This is a genomic window from Nostoc sp. DedQUE07, from assembly GCF_034530975.2.
GTDB lineage: Bacteria > Cyanobacteriota > Cyanobacteriia > Cyanobacteriales > Nostocaceae > Nostoc.
Genome location: NZ_JAVRCC020000015.1, coordinates 1 through 23,804 on the forward strand (window position 1 = coordinate 1; position 23,804 = coordinate 23,804).

Here is a 23,804-nt window from a genome sequence, read left to right on the forward strand (position 1 = left end):
ATTGCTGTTTACGCTGCTTGATTGAATTAAAAATGGATAAAGTCGAGCTTAGAGCTGATTCGTAAAGAAAATCTTAAGGGTACTCAACTCATTACTAGGTCTGAATTTCAGCGAATAAATGCTGTATTGATTTAAATTACTGAAACCCTTATTAGACAAGTACTTTACTTTAGTTTACAAATTAGCTCTTAGACTCAACCGAGAAGCGCTATAGGTTCTAAGCTCCTTGTTTGTCTATTTATTTGTAAATTGTGTTCAAAGATAAAACTCAATATTTACTTTGGCATCGAAATTATAAAGAATACTTTCAGTAACTTCACCTCAACTTCATCTGTTGACAAAATTCATTAAGGAAAATGCTTAAATGCTTTCTCGAAATGCTTGATTGCTTTCTCAAAACGCCTAAATGCTTTCTCATTTCGGTAAATTTAGCAAGCAAAAAGGTATATTGCTTTCTCAAAATGCTTAAATGCTTTCTCATTTCAGTAGATTCAGCAAACAAAAAGGCATATTGCTTTCTCAAAATGCTTGATTACTTTTTCATTTCGGTATATCGCGTATTTATTTTGGTAGATTCAGCAAGCATTAAATTGTAGGGTGCGTTAAAACAGGCGTAACGCACCACGAAATGCAGTGCGTTACGGCTAGAACAGCAATTAATTAAAATGTCTTTTGCAGCAAGCTTTCGCCACGTTGATAAATTTCCCGTGCGTGATCAGTCCAAGCGCCTTGTCCCCAATAACGAAAACAACTGGTTTGCAGCAAAAGGTTATGTAGAAGAACGTTACGGTATTGAGATTGTCTAGCAATCGGTTCTGCTGAGTCAGTTTGCAGTAATGGATCGATCTTTTGATGAAATAAACTGCTTAATTGATACATGGGAGACAAGACATTTTCATATCCTTTTACCCAACTGATATGATTTGTCCACGAGGCTCCATCCAGATGAAAATTAGAGTTTGTTTGCTTTAATTCTTGAATGGCATTCTCTACAGCTTTCGGTTGAATATTATCTAGTGAAATTCGCTCCCAAATCTGATATTGTCCCACTGGCTGACAAGTTGGATAATCTTCAGGTTTGCATCCTGCTGCTTCGATTAATTCTAAATATTCTGTACCACACACACCAACAACACCTGATTTTCCTCCCCCATTATTTACCATATCCCACCAAGCTTGTTTAAAAGCGCTAGGAAATTCATTCATCATCACGCCGCCATTTTCCCCATCGCCAATTTGGCTAACTATTGGTGGTATAGACACACTACCAAGTTGTTGTTTGGATAATGTTTTAGCTTCATAATAAGGCTGCATCTGAGCAACTAATTTAGTATCAGAACCTTGGGTTTTAATTAAAGCTGTGATGCTAATTGTTTCACCTTGAGAATTCCGGGCAATTAGACGATGTGGTAAATGTTTATAAGTGAGAGATTGACCAGTAAGGGTTTCTACAGAATGTTCTTGAACAAGTAACCAGCGATATCCACATTCTTTCAGCGCTTTCACAAATTCATAGAGAGCATCAGGGTGATTGGGTAGGTGCATTTCTGGGGGCGAAAATCCTTTGACTCGCGCTAGTGCTTCCCAGCCAAAAATTGCTGCAAAGTGATGTTGCCATGCAACGATATGTAATTTAATATCTGCTATGGGTGTGGAAGGAATAACTGCATGACCCCACATTGTACCCAGCCATTCTACATAAGGTTGGTAGGTGCGATCGCAAGTGATCCGTTTAAGATTATCGAGAACATCACCGCGTCCCATTTGCCGCAGTCCCCACAGAAGATTACCAGAGTAATCCAACATCACACGCGGATTGCAACCTTGATTGACAAGTTCGGGGATCAAGTCACCCATGCGGCTGTAACAATGGGCAAAAGGATCTGCATTGTGGTTATCCCCTTCATGGGGATGTTCAAACATATATTGCAGATTGCTGATGAGCGTACCGCCATTTCCAGCAGGTATAGTTGGCTGGTGCATGTGCAAAGCGATCGCAAACACAGCATTTACATCTTCTAAGCGGATATTCGTGGTTGGTAAAAATACTGGTCGATCTTGGTTAACCACAGAGAGAACCTCTGTTTCCCAACCAGAAATATTCGGCAAGCCATCAATGATTTCGGGCAAAGGAGTCAGGGTTGTGGGGAAGGAAAGCATTTCTGATTGCTCCGAAACAAGGTATGTCTAATTATGCGATCGCCCAGCAATTTCTGAACTGCAACTTTATTTATTGATGCAAACTGCGATCGTCTCAATAGTCCCGCAATATCTGTGTTGTTCAACAGTTTTGATATCGCACTTGTATAAAAAACGCTAAAAAATATACAGTAATTCTATTTAATTTTGTTGCTATAAGCGTACATTTGTACCTCCCTATAGCCGATTCATTATGTTGCAAATATTTTTGAAAATGGTATGATACAACTCAAAATTCAGAAATTCAGATTTCATCTGGCTTTCTGGGCTTGAATCTGTTTCCCTCTTTTAAATAAGCTCTAAAATCCACAGAAACTATAAACATTAAATATTATTTTTTATCAATATAAAATTTTCTATTCTATGCTTTACGCAAATTTAATTTTAGGAGGAGTCTAATGAAACTAAAACAATTTGGAATTACATTTTTGAGCGTTTGTATTGCTGCTTTTTCAGGAATAAAAGCAGCAGAAGCGGCATCATTTTCAGTAATTGCCGACGATCTTAATAGTCCACGGGGTCTAAGTTTTGGCCCTGACGGCAGTCTCTATGTCACAGAGGCAGGAACAGGTGGAAGTGGAGCTTGTGTTCCTTCACCGAGTGCCGCAGGTCAATCTTTATGTTATGGCACAACTGGTGCAGTCACCAAAATTAGAAATGGTACACAAGAGCGTATACTTACAGGACTTCCTTCTTTAGCATTACCAAATGGTACTGATAGTAGTGGGCCTCAAGATATCAAATTTGATGCTACTGGCAAGCCTTATATTGCAGTTGGGTATGCTTCCGATCCCACATTTCGCGCCACATTAGGTAACACTGACTTAGGAAAAATCATTACTGCTAATTTCAATACAAATTCTTGGACTAGTGTGGCTGATTTAGCTAATTATGAACTTGCAAATAATCCCGATGGTGGCGATCTAATTAGCAATCCCTTCTCTCTTCTTTTAGATGGAAATAAGATTGTTGCAGTTGATACTGGTGCTAATGAGTTACTCAGTGTCGGGACTGATGGAAGTAATTTGAAAGCGATCGCCACAATTCCCCGCCAAACATTAACTAATCCAATTTTTCCCTCTGGTGCATCGTCATCGCCATTTGAAATCCAAGCAGTACCCACAAATATCGCCAAAGGCCCAGATGGCGCTTATTATATTAGTCAATTAACTGGTTTTCCTTTTCCAGAAGGTGAAGCAAAAATCTACCGAGTTGGTGCTGATGGTAAACCAATAGTTTATACCGATGGCTTTACCCAACTTACTGACTTAGATTTTGATAGTCAGGGTAATTTATATGCTTTGCAGTACGCTAATCAGTCACTCTGGAAAGGTAATCTAGATGGTTCTGTAATTAAAATAGCCAAGGATGGGACTCGCACAACTATTCTTAGTGGCAATGGATTAGAGTCTCCTACTGCTTTGACTATTGGTGCTGATGATGCTATCTACGTGACAAACCGAGGCGATGGCCCTGGACTTGGACAAGTTATCAAAATTGAGAATTCCAAGTCTGTTCCTGAATCTACTTCTACTTTCAGCTTATTAGCATTTCTTGGCACTGCGAGCCTTACTTTTTTGCACAAGGGTAAAGCCAAGGGACTTCTAACTAAATAAATAATCCCATTGCTTTGGTGAGCAGGGGAAGCTGTGGGCGCAGGGGAAGCAGGGGAGGAAGAATCTAACGATCGTCTTCGCTCCCAAAATTGAATAATTTAATTTTTGGAAATCCCCAAAGACTGAAGATTTCGGAGAAATTTATTCAGAAATGCTGAGTGTTGAGTCAGCGATCGCCCTCGGTGTCTCCCCTTCTCTACGAGACGCTACGGGAAGGGGTAAGTTTTTCAATCAGCCGTTGTCTTCTTGGTGCTGGTGGTGTTGCTATTCGTAAAATTAGCTCTAACAACCAAGGGGCGAGGCGTTGACACAACACGGCTAAATGACTTTGCCATCCGACTAAAATTTCTGATGAATCATTCTGCATTCCGGTGACGAGTGCTTTAGCCACTTGCTGGGGAGTCATGGGGATTACCCAGCGGAATAATTTTAAGTCGCGCACCATGTCTGTGTCTGTCAGGGAAGGCAGTAATGCAATCACGCGGATATTGTGTTCGGCTAATTCTTGGCGCAAGGCTTGGGTAAATCCTAAGATGGCAAACTTGGTTGCTGAGTATGTCGCCATCGTTGGTGCTGCAACTTTCCCCATCAAGCTCGATACATTGACAATTGTCCCTTGTCTTTGACTGGCCATGCGTCGAGCAATCAAACTAGTGAGGTTGTACATCCCTAACAAGTTCACCGAAATTTCTTCTTGAACTTGGGGCATTTTAGATTGCAAAAACGAACTTTGATATGCGACTCCCGCACAATTAACCAGCAGGTGAATCTGTCCGTAATTGCGCCAGAGTTGGGCAACAGCGATATTTACTTCAATTGTCTGCGTCAAATCTAAAGCCACGATCGCAGCTTCTGTACCCATCGCCTCGATTTCGTTGGCTACCTCCACTAACTTGCGGCGATCGCGTGCTATCAATATCATCCGCTTGATGCCTTGTTGCGCTAATTCGATGGCGATCGCTCGTCCAATTCCACGCGAAGCCCCTGTAATTAGGGCAACTTTACCTTGAATCTCCATTAGTTTTATTCTCCAAAATTTAAGTCTTACCAAACTCCTCGTTATTGCCGATACACACAAGCAAGAGCTACTTACTTGTCGGCACAAAGTAAGACAAATAATTAATCACAATTCAAATCAAACTGAAACTAAGCCTTTAGCAACAAGATATTTCTTGGTTAATCTGCAATCCCTCATAATTGTCTATACGAGGCAGAAATTTCTCGTTTTGAACCCGTCAAAGCCTAACACACTTGGCTGAATGGGTATAGCTCATAGATTTTATTTCTCCTAGATCCGAGCGTTCATCAGCATCGCTGTCATACACACGTTAGCAATTAAATCAAGCTATTGCAATATTCTTTAATAAGAATTTCTTAATACTTTTTAACGACAAATATATATATACAAAAGATTTTATTAAATAAGTTTTTATGAATCCCTCAGCATAAATATCTCATTTTCCTGACAAATAGCCCTGTTTTAGGAAATTGCTATATCTAATTCATGGTTTAGAAACAAAAAAGACATATAGGATTTTGGCTGATGGTTGCAATAGTTAGAGTTTTTAACTCACAAAATTACATCAGTATATTTACTGCATATTTCCTGTTTTATTGAAAATAAAGATTGATGACCTTTATTGATTGAAAATAATCAAAAATGGCTAGATTGTTGTCTAAAATTATCTGCCAAAATTTTAGGATAAATAGTAATTTATTTAGGTTTAGCTTTGAGTTCATCAAAGTAATGCTTGAGACTTGCTTTGTCTATAACCAACTTCAATCATTCATGAATAATAAGATCCTCGACTTTTTAGAGAAGTCGGGGATCTAACTGTAAGTCAACATGATTCCTAATTGATGATTCTGCCTAAAGTCGTATCCCGTAAATTTACGTAATTAGAAATTACTACCCCACGCTTAAATCGACTTACTCGCAGCAAGGATGGATATCAATACTGCTCGGTTAAGAATATTTGTAAAACAGATACCTCGAAGTCGTGTTGAGGTACTCCAAAGTCGTGTTGAGGTACTTCAAAGTCGTTTTGAGGTACTCCAAAGTCGTTTTGAGGTACTCCAAAGTCGTGTTGAGGTACTCCAAAGTCGTTTTGAGGTACTTCAAAGTCGTTTTGAGGTACTTCAAAGTCGTTTTGAGGTACTTCAAACTTTGTCGCAGCGCGATAGAGTACACAGGTGCGTAGGCGTAGCTTGAGTTTTAAAACAGTCGCTACACATTTCTATTTTTTAGGCAAAACCTACCCAGTATTGACACCACTCTCTATTCCCCGTCTAAGTTGTGGCCTAAATGCCTGAAAAATGCTATAAAGTCCATCAGCTTAATTAAGGAGTTAAAAAGTCTAAATGGTTTCCTGGTTGGGCACGCAAATCTTCCACAGTTCCCTGGATTTGTAATTTGCCTTGATTTAATAACACAATCCAATCAGCACGGGCAATTACTCTCGGACGGTGGCTAATCAGAATCGTAGTTTTGCCTTGGCGATGCAACAACAGCTGATTCAAAACTTTAACTTCACTCACAGGATCTAGTCCGGCCGTTGATTCATCTAAAATTAAGACTGGTGGATCGTTGATAATGGCTCTTGCTATAGCCAATCTTTGCCGTTGTCCACCAGAAATATTTGAGCCAAATTCACCTAATACAGTTTGATATTTTTCAGGTAGTTTACTAATAAAATCGTCTGCCTCAGCAATTTGGCAAGCGCTGACAATTTGCTCAAAAGTGACGTGAGGAGAACCTAACCGAAAGTTTTCAATAATTGAACGACTCCAAAAATGAGCATCTTGCGGAACCAGGACTACTTGTTGCCGCAAACAATCAAGGGCTAAATCTTGTAGATTATAAATACCAATGCGAATGTTACCAGAATTAGGTGTATATAATCCTGCAATCATTTTAGCAAGAGAACTTTTACCACAGCCGGATGTACCAATTAAGGAAATAACTTTACCGCCAGGAATAGTTAGGGAGAAATCTTGCAGTAACTCTAGCCTCCCAGGATAGTGAAAGTTGAGATTTGTGCAAATAATATCAGCCTTGCTAGGAATCTTCGTAAAAGGTTTTTTAGTATCGCCTTGATTTTCAGGTGTGGAATCGATAACTTCTGTTAAGCGCTGCGTAGCAGTTTTTGCACGAGTGAATTCATCTATAAAGTTGAGCATAGTACTAATGAATGCTAAAAAATTACCATTCATACCGTTAAATGCTAGCAGTTGACCGATGCTAAGTTCCTTGTTAATAACCAGAATGCTGCCGAAACCAATCAGACTAATGCTGCCAATACTAGAAACTAAACTAGAAAAGATACCGTTAATAATTCCAATCTGAACTGTGCGAAATGTTTGATTTGCTAAACGACCAAATCGGTTCTGAAATTCTTCCCAAAACTGGGGAGCGGCGGTAGTAGTTTTGAGTGTCAGAGCGCCTTTAAAGCTTTCAACAAGAACACCTTGGTTTTCTGCATCTAAGACTAAGACACTTCTGATTTTTTGTTGAAGTGTAGGCAGAAAAACAATGGTAGACAAACTCATTATAATCGCAATAATCACACCAACTAAGGTAAGTTTCCAGCTATAGAACAGCATGAAACTTAAAGAAACTGCTGCAATCAATAATTGGCTTGGCAGACTAATAACTGCTTGAGAAATTAATTGATTAATTTGTTGAATATCTTGCAATCTGCTGACAATCTCGCCACTGCGACGCGATTCATAGTAAGTCAAAGGCAACCGCAGGATTGTCCTGGCAAATTCTAAAATTAATCCTAACTCCAGCCGTTGGGCAAAATGGGCAATTAGGTTATATTGAACTAGTTTTAAACTACTTGACACAAGATTCATCACCACAACGGCAATAATTACAGCAGCAAGAAGTTGGGTATCACCCCGAACTAGTACATCATCCGTCAGAATTTGAAGCAGGATGGGAGAAGCTAATGAAAGCAGACCAATAATTAAAGCGCAGAGAAAAGCCTCGAATAGTATGTTTCCATAAGGCAATACACGCCGCACAAAGCGCCCAAAACCGCCTATTTTATCATCGGGTTGAGCATAAAAGCGAACCGAATCTGGCTCTAGTAAAAGCATCACTTTATCTGACCAAGCCTCTGTTAATTCTTTTTTAGAGACATAACGGATGTTAGCTGCTGGGTCGGCAACTATATATTTCTTGCCTTTTTGGCCATACAAAACAACCCAGTGGTAGCCTCTCCAGTGAATGATTGCTGGCAGTGGCGCTTGGTTCATCTTGTCTAATATTTCATTTGATGCTCTGACCGAGCGCGCATTGAAACCAAGTGCTTCGGCTCCCCGCCTCAATCCCAACAATGTTGTTCCTAATTGCCCAGTACCTACCGCTTCCCTGATGCGATTTAGTGTAAAGTTACGCCGATAATGTTTCGCAATGGAAGCAAGACAAGCCGCTCCACAATCTTCTTCACTATGTTGTGCAACAACTTGGTATTTCATTTCGCACTCCAGTATTTATATCGTGACAAAACCAAAAAAATAGCAGGGTCTTATCCCTGCATGGTTAAAAATTTAACCTATAGTTTAGTCGCACTATAGTTTTAATACTTAGACAAAATACTGTATTTTGATGCTCAGAGGGCTGTAAACAGCAACTCATGTTAGTTATCTTAAATTCACTTTGTTAAATAAAAGCTGATCCAAAATGTATTAGTTTTTACTATTCTTACCTGTTTTTAAGATCGATCAAAGGTTATGGATATTGTGAGCGAAAAGCCTATGTAAAGTGTTATTGATAATTACCACTAGCAATTATCAATAACACGTTGTTAACTTTTTTAAAGAAAAGTAGATGGCTAGGAATAAACGTATGTTAGGATGACTGCCATAGAGAAACAGCTAATGGCTACTAGGATTAAGTCAATTAGCAATTAAGCCGCACGCAAAATTAATTTAACCTGCGTCAACAGTGTAAATTACTTGAAACGTGAACCTTTATCCTGAGTAGAGACACGTTAATCGTGTCTTTACGTTTATTATTTCCCTTCTACTGAACTTCATACAAATTGCCTATTGCCCTAATTGTCGATATAAACGGTGTTGGAGTTGCTAGCATATGCAGTTGCGTTAAAACCATATGCTTTAGCATTAGCATATTGGTTTGTTTTTACTACATTTACATTAATTTTGGGCGCGGAAAAGAAACCACCAGACAGATTGGCTTCTTCGTTGGTGCTTAATGCGGTAAACAAAGTGCTTTCCATAGTTTTAGTTCTCACTTGATTGTTGGGTTTTAGATAACATCACACTAAATTCATCAATGCAAACAGCGCATTTATGAATGTTTTTGTGTTGTTAAGGAAATTATATGGGTGAAACTAGTGTAATAAAACAACTATTTCCTTAAGAAATATGTATTACAAGCTCTTAACAAAGATACTACTTGGCTAATATTTATACTATTTTCACTGTTTTCTGAAAAAACCATGAATTTTATTCTCTTTAAATAGATAAATATTCTGGATTTAATTGGATGGCAAAAATATATATGCGTATAAAGATTTTATTAACAATAATGTCTAATTTAAGACTAAAATAGACAAGATAATTAACGTATTAATACTGTTATTGAGGCACAAAACCTTAAAGTAAAGAGTATCAAATCAGTTAAATAGTATTTTGTTATACAAAATTATAAAAAAGCAATTTGGAGAACTTCAAAAATTTTACTTGATTTTGAAATTTACGTATTGTCACGTAAGTATTGCTTTTTTTTATTTTGATTATACAGAGACTATTGAAAATAGTATAAAAGATTGTGATAACAACGGTTTTAAACTAGCTTAACTACTTATTAATTAGAAGAGAAAAGAAAAGTTTTTCTCTCTATTATAAAAATTTTTACAAGTAAATAAAGAAAAGGTAAAATTTTAAAAGAAAATTATAAAGATTTGGTCTTTTTACTAAAAGGCACTAATTGTTATATAGACTTAGGCTATGGATTACTTTTTAGCTATTGCTGATGCAGAAACCTCTAAGACAAGCGGCTTATCTTCTCCCAAGGGAAGAGGCTAAGAAGACTAAGCTTTCAGAGGATGTTTGAAAAGTCGCAAAGTATACTATAAAACCCTTTCCAAACCTCTCTCCAAAGGTGGAGAGGCTTTGAAATCCCCCTTTTCTAGAAGAAAAGGGGGTTAGGGACGTTAGATATCTAAGGCTTGAATGTTAGCAATAATACTTTTCAAACAACCTCTCAGAGTGAGAAAGGAGGCTCCTAACTTGAAAATGCTCGTTCAATAAATATCTATATATATAGATGTAATGTCGCTCCGCATTTTCATAGTTGGTAGTGTACGAAGTTCATAACGATTACCTTCTTACACTAACTAGCTATTTGCTAGATTGTTTGCACAACCAAAATGTTTTTTAACTTCTATGCTTATTGACCCCCAACCGGACTTTCTCCGCCCAGTTGAAAGCGACGAATATCTTCCGCCAATTAGCAGTTGGACATGGCTGGGAGGGATATTTTTAATTGGAAGTGTTGGCGCTGCCTTCGGCCTTGCAAGTGTCATTCAATACAATATAGTCGTGAGAGCGGATGGTACTGTCCGTCCAACGGGGGAAATACGGTTAGTGCAAGCAGCAGTAGAGGGAACAGTTAGAAGCATTAGGGTGAAAGAAAATCAAGTTGTGAAAAGAGGAGATGAGATTGCACTGCTCTATGACGCCCAATTACAAAGTAAAAAAAGCCAAATTGCCGGCAATATTCGGCAGAATCATTTACAAAGAACCCAAATCGATGCACAACTAAGAGCGCTACAGACTCAAATCACAGCTGAATCCAATTCGATGGGACAGGCGATTATCTCCGCGCAAGCCGATCTTAGTCGTAATCAACGGGATTATGGAGACAAACGAATTACCAGTAAGGCAGAAGTGGATGAAGTAGAAGCCTCTGTAGAGTTAGCAAGGGAAGAACTGAAGCGATATCAGCAGTTAGCAGAGACTGGAGCGATCGCAACTTTACAGATTAAGGAAAAAGAACAAGCTTTTAAGGCTGTACTTGCCAGATTAGAACGGATCAAAACTGGACTCAATCCCACTAGCGCAAATGTGGAGATCGCCCAAGAACGCATTGCCCAAGAACGGGCAAAGGGTGAGTCTATGCTGGCGGCATTGAACAAAGAAAGACAAGAACTTATTGGGCGTCAAGTAGAAATTCAAAATCAAATCAGTAGCGCTCAAGAAGAGCTAAAACAACTTTCAACAGAACTGCAAAAAACTGTAATTCAGGCTTCAGAGGCAGGTACTATCCTGAAACTAGAATTAAGAAATCCTGGGCAAGTTGTTCGTGCTGGGGATGCGATCGCTCAAATTGCTCCTAGCAAAGCACCTCTGGTCATCAAAGCCCGTGTTGCCGCTTCTGATATTAGCAAAGTACAAGTGTGTAAAGCCGTACAAGTAACAAAATGTTCACAAGGGGAAGTACAAATGCGGCTTTCTGCCTATCCCTACCCAGATTACGGCATCCTCAAAGGAGCTGTTAGAGCCATAACCGCCGACGCTATTACATCTCAAGTTAACGGCAATCCAATTGCACCTTACTATGAGGTGACAATTGAGGCAGAGAGACCTTATTTAAAAAAGGGCGATAAATCCTATCCCATTCAACCGGGGATGGAAGTTACAGCTGATATCATTTCCAAAAAAGAAACCGTAATGACATTTATTTTGAGAAAAGCAAGGTTGCTAACAGATTTGTAGGCTTTTTCTTGTATTCCACGCCATTGAGAACCACTTAGGATTTACGCATTAGACCTCTTGCACGAATGTAAAACTAGCCCTCATTCCCCAACCCCTTTTCTCAAGTGTGGGAGAAGGGGAGCCAATTTTAAAGTCCATTTCAAAGTCCCTCTCCTTTGGGAGAGGGATTTAGGATGAGGGCTTTTGATCCCTCCAACCCCCTGCAAAACCAACAGGGCTATTTCATTGTCTCAAAGGTTGATAAGTGGTGGAAGTAGATTGAGGATTTGATGGTTTGGTAGACTGGGGAGTTGACCCACTCCAAACTCGATCGAACTGAGCTACCGACAACGACTGTAAAATACTAAGATTAAGCGGCTCTTTGCTGATAAATGTGGCGTAGGAAGGCTGCAAATAGGAACGGTATTCAGGACGGTTAAGGAGATGGGTTTCTAAAAAAGCGACGCTGAGGGCGTTGAGATAAGAATAAACAGCAGCACGATCGGGGCCCAGTAAGGCAGGTGGTACAGGTAAGACATCGTTTTGAGGAGTAGGTTCAGCGATCGCTGAAAAGTGGGTGGCATTTTCAATCAAAGCCAGGTACTTATTGGAGTCAGAAAGCCAGGTAAAGGGGCGAATTTGCTCAGATACGGGTGGTGCGAAAACATCTTGACTACCTGCTACCAGCATGATGGGAATTTTAATTTGACTGATTCCCCCCTGACCTAAAACTGAACTGTCAATGGGATTAATTGCAACGATCGCCTTGATGCGATCGTCTTTGAGTTCGTAATTCTTTGGAGGTAAATCGTTTGCTTGACACTGCAAAAACACCGACAAATTAAAGGATGAATTATCGGGATTGCAATCTTGCCTGAGTTGCTCAAAGTTAATATTGGCTCCTGCTAAAGTCAAAACAGTATAACCACCAAAAGACTGACCGATCGCCCCAACTTGTTGAAAATTGAGTTTTCCTTGGAGGGTAGGATCGGATTTATCTAAACGCTGTAATTCATTTAGTAGATATTTGATATCCAAAGGTCGGTTGATAAATTCTGCTGCATCTGGAGGCCCTGCCAAACCTGCAAAATATTGTTGAAAGCGTTCGGCATTACTACCAGGGTGTTCCAGTACAGCAACAGCAAAACCATAGGATGCTAGATGTTCAGCCAGGTAGACAAAGGTAGAGCGATCTGAAGCCAGTCCGTGAGAAATTACAATCAGGGGAAAGGGTGGTGAGAGTAAATCTCCAGTTTTTTGTGAACCTGCTGATGGCAAATAGATATCTACAGGTAGACGGCGCGAACGAGAAATGTCATTTAACTCTAGGCTTTTTTTCTGCCAGGTGAATTTTCCTGGCGATCGCAAATCTGGTTTTTGGGAGAAATCAATTTTTGAAGTGGCTGCTTGAGCGATCGCTTCTTTTTGCAGAGAGGCAAAAACTTCATCCTTTTTTTTAATCAATTGAGACAAGTCATCGACTATCCTTAATCCCTCTGTGAAATTTACCCGGATAGTATCGCTAGGAAATTTCCGCAGTAAATTCACCACTGTTAACCCCTCTTTCTGATCGGCAGCAGACAAAATTAAAGAGGCACGTATGGCATAGAAGCCATTCTTTCGAGACTCAGTGAGCAGTAATTTTCCCAGTTGTTGCACCAACTGCTCGCCTATCGGTGAGTAGGTAACTTGAGATACTAGTGTAGGAGTGAGATTAAAGCGCTGCTGGAGTAGATCCCGCAGTTGGGCAAGTTGTTCAGGAGTTGCACGGCTAGCATAAAATGACAAATCTTGATCGATTTTGCCAACTTTTGCAAAGGTTTCCAGCGAGTCTACGGATAAAGAAAATTCGCCGAAGGGAGGATAATAAAAGCTAATGCGTTCAGCTCCCAATCCGGGAGTAGCAGTCAAGAACGTAGATAGCAAACCTAAACCCAGATATCTCAAAAATTTTTTCATTAGAAAAACCCACTATCTAACCCTGGCAAACAACTTGGACAGGGAGGAAAGCGGGGCGGGATCTATAACCGCTTTCCTGTTGAATTGGTTTAGATATATCAAACAGGCTACAAGCACAATAAAGCAAGTACTTACGATAAATTTGACAGGAGTTTTGAACAATCAAAATACATGAGTAGCAAATTTTTCAGTCAAATAGCATCAGTAGCGCGATAATAGATATAGAGATCAAAATTAAGTTATATGTCCTTTGCTTCCTGCGCCTGTTGTGTTGTCGTCCTCAACCAACAACAAGAGCAAAATATCTCCCACCAAAACCAGTGCCAGGATGTGCCAGTTAACGACAGTAAGAGCACGGTTAAAAGTTGTACTGTAATTGAAAATGGCCGGGTGGTCGTTAAACCCTTACACCCACCACTCAATCAGACTTCGGAGTAACTTTCAGAAATTTCCCTCCTTCACTCTAAAGGTAAAACATCGTGGAAGCGGTTGTAATCAATGTAGCGATGTCCATCGGGTGTGTGGTAAAAGATATCGACAAATTGATTGTTCCACAAAATCTCGTTAGCACCATAGCTATGACGGGCATGAACAACCTGGGCAACCGTTTCATCAATGCCACTCAAAGAGACAATCAGCATAGTATTTGTCTGGGTTAACGATTCTGGTGTCATCCCATACAAAGGACTAAACTCATCAATGACATGCATCACTGACCAGCTTAACGTGAAGCTAGGTGTTTGGTTCCTCACCAGTTTAAGATCGTGGAACCGACGTATGAACTGTCCTTCTAGGGTTACTTCGTCGCGCATCAAGTAGACTCGCATCTGCGCTTCCAGAATCGTATTGCGACGCTTATTAGCGCTGCGAAATATCAGAGTCGGCATCGCATTATGAGCTGTAATGACAGCAACACGGCTAAAGAGTACACGGGCTGTAGGTCGAGAGAACCGAGCAAAGGCTAGTCCTGTCATCACTGCAATTCCCACCAAACCGATCATTGCTTCAATAGTGACAATAATGTTGGCGTAAGTTGTTTTCGGATACATTGCCCCATAGCCGATAGAAGCTAGGGTTTGGACGCTAAAGAAAAAGACATCTAAAAAAGAGCCAGGTTGGGCGTTGGCAATACAATCTCCTCCGATCAAGTAAGCTAGGGCAAATAGAGCATTAATCGTTATATAGAAAGTACAAATTAGCAGCAGAAAGCCAATCCAAGGAATCGTTAACAGCAGATGATAGGGATCGCGCCAGTAGGAATGCCATGCACCCATACCTATAATTTCAAATTTTCCATCTTGAACTTGAATCTTAATCGGTGGGATCGAACGCTGTCGTTTCTTGGGTGAAAGTCTCTTCAGTCGAAATTTCATTGCAAGTAGCCAAAAGAACGGCAACTACTTAGTATTGTAAATTAAGTTGCTTTAGAGACATTCACTCTAGACAATTAGGTAGTGGAAATTTAGACTTTCTTTTCTTAAATCAGCAAAAAAATAGGGTGTGCAATGCCCACCCTACTAATTTATCTGCTAGAAACTTATGAAAAACTTGTTATTATGGCTTTAGTGATTGACCTTTAGAACAGCGGTCAAACCACTCCTGGTATTTTTTCTGGTGCGATTCATCTTCAACAGCAATGGTAACACGCACCTGCTTGCAACCGTTATTTCGCTCTAGTGCGATCGCATTCAATAATAAATTAGCAATTTTAGGTGAGCTAAACTCGCCGCTTACCGTTAAACCGTTGTCATGTGTAACTTCGAGTCTTTCTACTTCGGTCAAATCAACGCTAGATATTTCTCCTTGTCCTAAATCAATTTCTGCGAGTTGTTTGTGTTCTGGGCTAATTTGTTCCACAATCAGCTTTTCACGCCGGACAGGAACTTGTACAATCCGAGTTTCAATTACTTTGCGAACAATTACCTCACCAACTTTACGCTTACTGCTTTCAACAACTAGTCGCTCTTCTAGTAGACGAATAATCTGTTCTTCAGGAATCTGTTCTAAATTATTTAATGACTCAACTGAGCTACTTGTCGTTTGATTGTTAGCTACTTGCTCAGTTGAGTTAAAATCGCCTGGTGTTTCTGATTCTAAATATTCAGGCATATATTCAATTTCTGATTTGTTTAAGTCTATGAAAACAGATTGAGTCGGCTTGTCTATTTTTTTGATTCTCTGGCTCTGCAACTGAAATAAAGAAGGATGTTTATCAGCTAACTGTTGGCTAGATTCAGCAGTTTTTTGATTAGCCTGGTTGGATATAACGAGGTTTAGCCGACGATTACCATCCACAATTAAATCATGAACTACTCCTACTTGCTGACCTTGATTATCAAATACAGCAAAATTGTTCACCTTCTTTCTTAAATCTGCCAGCGAGGAGATAGTGCGAGAATTACCCTTTGCCTGTAAAGTGTTTTTTGCCATAGTTTGGCTATTCATCTGGAAAATTTACTAACTGCTTTCTAATTAACTAAATTAAATGTATTAATCATCTGGATACCATTTAGAAAGTATTTGCGATCGATGGATTTATCCAACTCATATCCAGAGTAATATTTGCAATCAAAAATCCTAAGTAGTATCAATACTTTTCGCTTAAGCGGGAAAGGGGAAAGGGTGACGATTTTAATTTACCTTTACCCCTTTCCCTTTAACCTTTCCCCAGACCAAAAGAGAGATTGTTAGGTTTATCCGAAAAGTATTATAAGTGGTATCAGCGTAAGGACAGGTAAAGCCAATTCAACTGCTTCACCTGTACTGTGTAGAATTAATTATTAGTCATTAGCTAGTAACTAATGACTATCTATAGTTAGCGTTCTTCAATCGGAAGATTACCAGAATTCACATCTAACTCTTCGCGACGCACAGTTTCTTGAGTTTCAACTGTGTCTTGATCGACCACTTTTCTAACTCTGACTTCTTCACGCAAAAATGCTTCTTTGCGAACATCAGGAGTTTCTTCATGGATTTCAATGCGAGCAACTTCGCCTTCACGGAAGTCTGCTTCGCGCCCAGAAACAGCCGTACCTGCATCTGCTGGAGTTACACGTTCAATAACGACTCGTTCTCTTTCTACTGGCACTGCAATCCGTGCGGTATCAGTTTCAACATGCTTGCCAATCGTTACTTCTCCAGTTTTTTGGCGTCGTTTGCTGGCAATTAGCCGTTCTTCGTACAATCTCAGAGTTTGATGATCTTGCTCGTTTAAACCGTATAAAGCAGGCTCATTTTCGTAAGTGTAGCTATCACGGGCATAAGTGGGAGTTGTACCCAATGGTGCTACAGGCGTTCCTAAAGGATCTAATCCTGCTAAAGGCTCTAATGGTGTTGCAGCTTCTACACGAGGGTTGTAGTCTGTGGGTTGGCGATATACTCCACGCACCCGTTCTTCATAGTCGTAATCAAGGGTTTGACGTTCGTCGAACTCAGGCAAATCTTCAGCTTGCTCTCTAGTCAAACCAATTGTGTAAACGCGATCGACGTTATAGTCGATACGGGCGCGGGCAATTGGTAGTAATACTTTTTTACCAAAAATCCAGAAGCCTAAGTCAACAACTAGATAGCGAAAATGACCTTCTTCATCAACTAAAACATCGCTCACAGTACCAACTTTTTCATCAGTTCCCTGTGTATAGACACCCAGCCCTTTCAGGTCATGACCATCAAAACTCTCTTGATAGCTAGGCTCAAAATCTTCTAATTTGTAAAGAACCATTATGTTTAACCTCAAATATTTTTTTGTCATCTCTTAATGACTAAAGTAGACATTTATTTATTTTTGTACATCCTTCTGCCGAATGAATTATTTCCATAGTTAAATAATCGAAAGTTATAGATAGTTTTGAGCGATATGGCTAACTAGAGACATGAAATTAGGAGCATCTCACTTGACTCTTGTAAAGATATGTCTATTTTAAATGCAAAGTTTTGTATTTTGTATCCTTGGATCTGTAGATGATTTCTCAAAATATAATTTTTTGAATATTAAGATTCCCTACTTTTGAGAAAGTTGAGAATCTGGTTATTGAATAAAAAATACAGGCAAAGATAAAATTAACTTTGCCTGTATGATAACTTTTAGAGAAATCTATCAAACAAATTTCTAAACCAGCTAATTAAATAGCTTTATATGCAGTAACACCAGATTATTGCACATCTAAATTACCCGCAGTATCAATATCTAATTCTTCTCGACGAATGGTGTCTTGTGCTTCCACAATGTCCTGCTCTACTATTTTTTTCACCCGGACTTCTTCACGCACAAACGCTTCTTTCTGTATCTCAGGCGTTTCTTCGTACACTTCTATGCGTGCTACTTCTCCTTCTTGAAACTTAAGTTCATTGGGATTTACAACCTTTCCTGCTTCTGTTGGCGTAACTCGCTCAATCAAAACTCGTTCTTTTTGAACGGGTACTGTAACGCTTACAGTTTCTGTTTCAATATGCTTACCAACCGTTACTTCTCCGGTTTTGATGCGTTGTTTATTGGCAATTAATCGTTCTTCATAGAGTTTAAAAGTTTGATGAGATTGCTCATTCAACCCATAGAAATCGGGATTTTCTTGGTAATTGTATGTATCGCGATCGGAAGTCACACCGCTAGTTGGAGAACGAAATACACTACGTACCTTTTCTTCGTAATCATTATTAACGATCGCGTCTTCTGTATGATCGGGTAAACCTTCTATTTGCTGTCTGCTTAACCCATCAACATAGACGCGTTTTTCTAGATAACTGATCCGGCAAAGACTAGTTGGTAGTAAGATTTTCTTGCTAACAAAATCTAAGCTTATATCAATAATTAAATAGCGGAAATGACCATCATCATCAACTAAAACGTCAGCAACTGAGCCAACTCTGTCCCCACCCTCAGTATAGAGATCCAACGCTTTCAGATCGTCTCCACCAAAAGTATCTCGATAATTTTGGTCAAAATGTTCAAGTTTATGAAGAGGCATACACTATTCCTAAATTGTTTATAAGGTCTATGTACTAGGGTAAAAAATATTGAGCTAAGTATCCTCCTGCTGGCGACTGAGTTCAATGGAGATATTTGAGGTTGTTTGAAAAGTCTAATTTATTTACTTGCCGCCCTTCTCCTCTCTTCTCTTTCAGAGACGCACTCGCGTTCGAGACGCGCAAGGGACGTAGGAGAGGGGCTGGGGGAGAGGTCAAAATAGCACTCGTCGAACTCACGTTAATTAAGAGCCAATACTGAAACAATGGGAATAGACACTACAGAACCATGCAGATTATGAGTGAACTTCCAAATAGTCTTGAAGATGCGATCGCCCAATCTCGTACAGCCGTTCAAGCTGCCCTTGCAGATGGCTGTACTCGCTTACAAGTTGACTTCCTGTTCCCAGAACTGAAGTTTATGCCAGTGGCGGAACAATTTCTGCCGGCATTTACAGATTATGATTCCCGTTTGAAAATTTTCTTTGCTGACGCTGGCGCTGCGGCCCTAGCCCGACGTGATTGGGCAGATGCACCATTTCAAATTTTGGATATTGGTACGGGTAGGGCTGCTTCCTTGCAGACAAAAATTCAGCCAGAGGATGAAATTTTCTTATTCATCGCCCCCACATCCGTAGAAGTGCCGCAGTTGGAAAAGCTGTGTGAAGTAATAGGCGATCGCCCTTTAGTCTTGTTAAATCCTCGCTTAGAAGATGCTGGAACCGTGGGCATTGGTTATACAGCGAGAAAAATTCGCGATCGTTTTATCAGTACCATTGAATCCGCGTATTACGTGCGCCCCATAGACGATGAAAGTGCCCTATATCGCTGCTACCCAGGACAATGGGAAGTTTGGCTGGAAACTGACGGCGAATATCAAAGAATTGCCGAATTACCTACAAAACCATCTGGTGATGATTTGGATCTCATTGTTTTAAAAGGACAACCGCAAACAACAACAGATGCGACACCTGCGAGAAAGCCCAGTGTATTTAAGAGTTTGCAACGATTTTTAAAAGCATTGAGTAGTTAAGATAATGCAGAGGTAGCAGAAGGAAACTTTCTTATCTGCTGCCTCATTTTGAGTTTTTATACATCGCATTCGTTATGCTGAATGGAAAAAACTGAGCAATCCAGATATGTATTGCGTACAGTTTATCAAGGGTGCAACACACGTAGAGCAAATGATATTTTTACAAGTAGTTTAGCAACAAGCCTTTAACTCACAGCATAATCTGTATACTGCCGTATATAAGGCGGGTGAAACCCAACGACAATATCGTGTTTTGGTATTCCCATTGCTGTAAGTTGCTCACCTACATCCTCTTCTGTACCATTCCACTGAATCCAAATTTTGCTGTTTTTGATATCAAAATGCATTACAGGGCCAAAAACCCTACGTCTATTTTGCCAACCAATATATATCAGTTGGTAATGGTCTTGTTCTACGTCAAAAATTGTTTGAGCTTCAATTTCATTATTACAGGAGGCGCGTTGAGCATATTCTGTAAGTAATTGCCGAATACACTCTCGATATTTATCTAAATCTGCCATCGGATAATTTCCTCCGTTTCCACATCATAAACTATCAGATTGATTTGACTTCGCTGGATAATACTTTTAATAAATGGTTTATTTAAAAAATCGTTATAAGTGTTTAAGGGCACTGCTAAATATAAAACTCGCTCTGAATCTATCTCTTCTAATGCATATCGATAATTAATAAACTGTCCCACCGCAGTATGAAACTCAGAAATAGTTGAAGTGCCGATGAAACTTTTAATTTCAACCGCTATTATTTGTCCTTCTCTTTCTGCCGCAATAATTCTCTCTGCTCCCAAATCGATGTACATATCGGTAACATTTTCTATGCGAATTAGTAAAGGGTCATGAGTAATTCGCCATCCGTCCTTTTGTAATGCCGATTTCACAACATTGTGAAATTTATCTCTAGCTGACATAAACTATTTTTTCAGCCTGTATGAGCATTTTAAATATATTTTGCCAAAATTAGGGAAAAGAAGAGAAGTGAGGAATTTTACTATTAATTCCTTACTTCTATCTTTTTTAATTTGTTTGCAATGGGGCGTTTAAAACTTTCTCGATGCGATCGCGCGTTTCTAATAAGTGCGCTTTGGTATATTCATCCTCGGAATTAACACCCTTGAGCTTCTCATCAAGCTGTTTTAATTTATACCATGCTAAAGTACGAGCATCTTCTGGAACATTTTCTTTTCGCAATACCATACTAGTTAAAATGTCCAAATACTGACGCTGCAAGCCTCGCCGCAAACTGGTAATCTTCATCGGTTTACCTTTTGGTTTGATGACTTCCGTCCAAATATCTGATTGTAAAGTGTCAAATAGTTCTGGTAGAGTCAGTGCTTTTCCTTCGGGAGTTTTGAGTTCAATATCCTTAAGACGAGAGAGGCGATCGCTTGAGAGTAAATCTCGCAACACAGAACCCTGCATTAGTAGCACCAAGTCATGAATGGGAAAATCCAAACGACCAACTTGTGGAGAACTACCCCAATGTCGCCAACGAGAAGGTGCTAATTTATTCAGTAATTCTGGTGAAAAATTGAGTGCATCTTCTGCAAATACATATTTTTGTAGCGTTTCTAAAGCTTGCCGTTGTTCTTCAACGGGTACTGGTACAAATGGTAAACGGTGTTGGGTGACTCCAGAGACTTTCTCAGCAGGTATCTCACTGGGGTGAATGCGATAGAAAGATTGTCCCCCGATGTATTTTGTGGTGTAATATATTTGCTGAAAATAGTTACCCAATACTGTACTAAAACGTTCGCTGACATCGCTGTAACTATCACCAGCCATTGGAAAACGTTTATCCAGACGTTCCCACATCACCCGCGAATTATTTAACTGCCACTGAGAATAAAGTAGTACATTACCGCTGTTATCCCAAGCATCAGCTGTGGGGTCAAGGTCATACACATCTTCATCTGTGGAATAACTCAATTCTGGCTTATAAGATTGTGCAGCAATTTCCTCCAAAATTGGCTTTTCTGCTAGAGGAGTTGATGTTTGAATTGTTGTGTAGCCGTACTTAATTGCCCATTCATCATAAGGCCCCACCATACTCGGAAAATAATCTCCTTGTTTTGTACCTTGAGGGGCAATATTTGGGGGAATATAGTCCATGACAGAAGTTGTCAGACCTTTATTTTTGGTAATTTCCGTATTATTCATCTCCTGTGGTGGTAGCAGCGTACTACCACGGAAGTTATGACGTAAACCAAGAGTATGTCCAACTTCGTGAGCGATGATTAAACGTAAATATTGATTAATATATGCTTTTACCTTGTCTGGAGTAGCCATAGGATCAGGCAGCAGAGACATTGCCAGCGAACCAAAGGCAAACTGGTTAGCAGCTTCCATGCCATAGCATAAATCGTACTCGCCTGCCATTTTCGATAAACGATTCAACAACCCCTGTTGTCCTTGCATCTTCTGGGGGACACCATTGTTTTTCCCATCTAAACCATTGGCGCAAAGTAAACGATTTTGCATCAAAGCTGATAAAGTCGTGCGATTTTCTGTTTGGCTGGGTTGGACAATTTTGCGATATTCACCCTTGAGTGCCCGGATAAAGCTAGCATCTACAAGAATGTCTGCATCCAAAATTTCCCCTGTCAATGGGTTAACGCGAGATGGCCCCATTGCAAAGTAGCCATCGACTGTATTAATCCAGCGAATCGTGTTGTAACGAATATCTGCCGGGTCCCAGGTAGCATCATCTGGCATTTGGCGGACTTCAATTGCATCCTTGAATCCGGCTTTGAGAAAGGCTTTGTTCCACATGAGAACGCCTTCTTTCATAGCATCGCGGTATTCTAAGGGTACAGCGTTATCAATCCAGAAAACAATCGGTTTTTTGGGATGAGAAATGACTGCTTTCGGGTCTTGTTTTTCTAAATGCCAGCGATTGATGTAGCGGACAAAAGAATCGCCGCGATCGTCGTCTTTGGATAAATCTTGATAGGCGGTGATGAAATAGCCAACGCGATCGTCAGCAAGGCGCGGTCGATAATCTAGATCGGGTAGTTGGGAGAGACTGTAGTGAACGCGCAGGGTAAAGCCACGGCTGTCAGCTAGCGACCCAAAGTTTGCCGCTTCACTGTTGGATTCAGCACTATCAGAGTAATTCAAAATTGATTCGACTTCTAAGTTTTGAGGAAAGGCTTTAGCAGTACCAAAATAGGACTGGCTTGTGCTTTTTGGAACTCCTAAACCTACAGATAATCCAGCTAAGTCTGTGAGTAACAAATCTTCTAAGTCAATGAGAATAGTTTTGCGTTCTGGATGAATGCTTTTAATGGGAATGGTGTAGAGAACAGAATCACTAAACGATCGCGTCAGCGATCGCACTTGGGGATCTCCCTCACGAGTGCGAAAATTCACATTGCGGATGACAAAGTGTAATTTATCATCTACCCGTTTGAAATAAAATAAAAAATCTTGCAGAGGCATACCACTGTAAATACCTCGTTCGCCAATACCCGATTCTAGGGTTGCCGTAGCTAGGTAATTTTTATTAAGTTGTTCTGGCTTAATTTCTAGATAAATCTTATTCTTTTCTTTATTACGATAAAGGGTGAACAACCCCCCAGATTTTTGGGTGTTTTTAATTACTTCGTTAAATGGCTCTAAATCATCCTTTGCTGCTGGTTTTGCGGTAGTACTAGGCTTTGCATTTGCTTTCTCTGCGGGGTTTGCAACTTGTAAAAATGGTTGCTGACTTGCTTGTTTTAGGTTTTTTACTATCCAAATAAACGGTTGAGGCTGTGCGTGTTTATTTTGATTAACTACCCAAACTTGATTTGACGGTAGCCTCTGTTTCTGAGGAATATTAATATTATTTGATGATAAGGCTGAGATTTTCGTTGAAGAAGCTTCTGTAGATAACTGACTATTGAACTTCTCTCCACTTCTGACTGTAACCACATTTTCTTCAACAATCTGCTTGGCTGTATCAACATTGTTAACAAACGGTGACTTAGCGCTAGCTGTCGCTATCCCTAAAAATAAACTATGTAACAAAATCATGTAAAAGGTTAATCTGTTCATCGCATTCATTACCTGATAACTATCTCTCGTTATTTTTTAACTTTTGCAAAGCCATATAGCCGCCCTATGGCGATTATCTTAGCTGCTTTATATTAAGCAATAAACTTTCAGCTTAAATTTTAATTGCCATTTTTTAGCTTTGTTGTGCTGTTTTAATGTAGGATTTTTTCTAACAATTGCATCTTCTACAAACAGTAAGTATGATTTTTACATCAGACTAGGAAATTTCTTGGAGAAAAAGTATCACAA

At 39.7% G+C, this 23,804-nt stretch carries 16 protein-coding genes; 4 read left to right on the top strand and 12 right to left on the bottom strand.

Annotated features, from left to right (window positions below; all coding sequences use genetic code 11):
• Nucleotides 1-660: 660 nt before the first annotated feature.
• Nucleotides 661-2,160, bottom strand: a complete 1,500-nt coding sequence (locus RMZ95_RS13945) for a glycosyl hydrolase family 57 (RefSeq protein ID WP_322684796.1) — start codon at nt 2,158-2,160, stop codon at nt 661-663.
• 437 nt (nt 2,161-2,597) lie between these two features.
• Between RMZ95_RS13945 and RMZ95_RS13950 the strand changes: the two genes are divergently transcribed.
• Complete coding sequence (locus tag RMZ95_RS13950) at nt 2,598-3,815, top strand: ScyD/ScyE family protein (RefSeq protein WP_322684795.1); 1,218 nt, start codon at nt 2,598-2,600, stop codon at nt 3,813-3,815.
• 196 nt (nt 3,816-4,011) lie between these two features.
• On the opposite strand, the gene RMZ95_RS13955 is transcribed toward RMZ95_RS13950, so the two are convergent.
• Complete coding sequence (locus RMZ95_RS13955) at nt 4,012-4,833, bottom strand: SDR family NAD(P)-dependent oxidoreductase (protein WP_322684794.1); 822 nt, start codon at nt 4,831-4,833, stop codon at nt 4,012-4,014.
• A gap of 927 nt (nt 4,834-5,760) precedes the next feature.
• On the opposite strand from RMZ95_RS13955, the gene RMZ95_RS13960 reads away from it, so the two are divergent.
• A complete protein-coding gene (locus RMZ95_RS13960) occupies nt 5,761-6,027 on the top strand; it encodes a hypothetical protein (protein ID WP_409882640.1) in 267 nt (88 codons plus the stop codon).
• Nucleotides 6,028-6,155: 128 nt separating this feature from the next.
• Here RMZ95_RS13960 and RMZ95_RS13965 read toward each other — a convergent pair whose 3' ends face one another.
• Both RMZ95_RS13965 and RMZ95_RS13970 read right to left on the bottom strand, forming a co-directional pair.
• Nucleotides 6,156-8,300, bottom strand: a complete 2,145-nt coding sequence (locus RMZ95_RS13965; protein WP_322684792.1) for a peptidase domain-containing ABC transporter — start codon at nt 8,298-8,300, stop codon at nt 6,156-6,158.
• 578 nt (nt 8,301-8,878) lie between these two features.
• The gene (locus RMZ95_RS13970) at nt 8,879-9,064 is read right to left on the bottom strand and encodes a hypothetical protein (protein ID WP_322684791.1); all 186 of its coding nucleotides are present in this window, start codon (nt 9,062-9,064) and stop codon (nt 8,879-8,881) included.
• Between the two features lie 1,171 nt (nt 9,065-10,235).
• On the opposite strand from RMZ95_RS13970, the gene RMZ95_RS13975 reads away from it, so the two are divergent.
• Complete coding sequence (locus tag RMZ95_RS13975; protein WP_322684790.1) at nt 10,236-11,567, top strand: HlyD family efflux transporter periplasmic adaptor subunit; 1,332 nt, start codon at nt 10,236-10,238, stop codon at nt 11,565-11,567.
• Between the two features lie 222 nt (nt 11,568-11,789).
• Here the strand turns inward: RMZ95_RS13975 and RMZ95_RS13980 are convergent, their stop codons facing one another.
• The 5 genes from RMZ95_RS13980 to RMZ95_RS14000 all read right to left on the bottom strand — a co-directional run bounded on the left by RMZ95_RS13980 (nt 11,790) and on the right by RMZ95_RS14000 (nt 18,469).
• Nucleotides 11,790-13,505, bottom strand: a complete 1,716-nt coding sequence (locus tag RMZ95_RS13980; RefSeq protein WP_322684789.1) for an alpha/beta hydrolase — start codon at nt 13,503-13,505, stop codon at nt 11,790-11,792.
• 458 nt (nt 13,506-13,963) lie between these two features.
• Nucleotides 13,964-14,878, bottom strand: coding sequence for an ion channel (locus RMZ95_RS13985; RefSeq protein WP_322684788.1), 915 nt, complete (start codon nt 14,876-14,878; stop codon nt 13,964-13,966).
• A gap of 181 nt (nt 14,879-15,059) precedes the next feature.
• Nucleotides 15,060-15,950 carry a YsnF/AvaK domain-containing protein gene (locus tag RMZ95_RS13990; protein ID WP_322684787.1) on the bottom strand — a complete coding sequence of 297 codons (891 nt, stop codon included), beginning with the start codon at nt 15,948-15,950 and terminating at the stop codon, nt 15,060-15,062.
• Nucleotides 15,951-16,320: 370 nt separating this feature from the next.
• Nucleotides 16,321-17,226, bottom strand: a complete 906-nt coding sequence (locus tag RMZ95_RS13995; protein ID WP_322684786.1) for a DUF2382 domain-containing protein — start codon at nt 17,224-17,226, stop codon at nt 16,321-16,323.
• A 430-nt stretch (nt 17,227-17,656) separates the two neighbouring features.
• Nucleotides 17,657-18,469: a DUF2382 domain-containing protein gene (locus RMZ95_RS14000; protein ID WP_322684785.1), complete on the bottom strand. Its 813-nt coding sequence runs from the start codon at nt 18,467-18,469 to the stop codon at nt 17,657-17,659.
• A 296-nt stretch (nt 18,470-18,765) separates the two neighbouring features.
• On the opposite strand from RMZ95_RS14000, the gene RMZ95_RS14005 reads away from it, so the two are divergent.
• Nucleotides 18,766-19,500, top strand: coding sequence for a DUF1995 family protein (locus tag RMZ95_RS14005; protein WP_322684784.1), 735 nt, complete (start codon nt 18,766-18,768; stop codon nt 19,498-19,500).
• A gap of 185 nt (nt 19,501-19,685) precedes the next feature.
• Here the strand turns inward: RMZ95_RS14005 and RMZ95_RS14010 are convergent, their stop codons facing one another.
• From RMZ95_RS14010 to RMZ95_RS14020, 3 genes are all read right to left on the bottom strand, one after another.
• Nucleotides 19,686-20,021 carry a XisI protein gene (locus tag RMZ95_RS14010; protein ID WP_322672188.1) on the bottom strand — a complete coding sequence of 112 codons (336 nt, stop codon included), beginning with the start codon at nt 20,019-20,021 and terminating at the stop codon, nt 19,686-19,688.
• A complete protein-coding gene (locus RMZ95_RS14015; RefSeq protein WP_322684783.1) occupies nt 20,009-20,428 on the bottom strand; it encodes a XisH family protein in 420 nt (139 codons plus the stop codon). Before RMZ95_RS14015 ends, RMZ95_RS14010 begins: the two co-directional genes overlap by 13 nt.
• A 106-nt stretch (nt 20,429-20,534) precedes the next feature.
• A complete protein-coding gene (locus RMZ95_RS14020; RefSeq protein ID WP_322684782.1) occupies nt 20,535-23,555 on the bottom strand; it encodes a zinc-dependent metalloprotease in 3,021 nt (1,006 codons plus the stop codon).
• Nucleotides 23,556-23,804 lie beyond the last annotated feature (249 nt).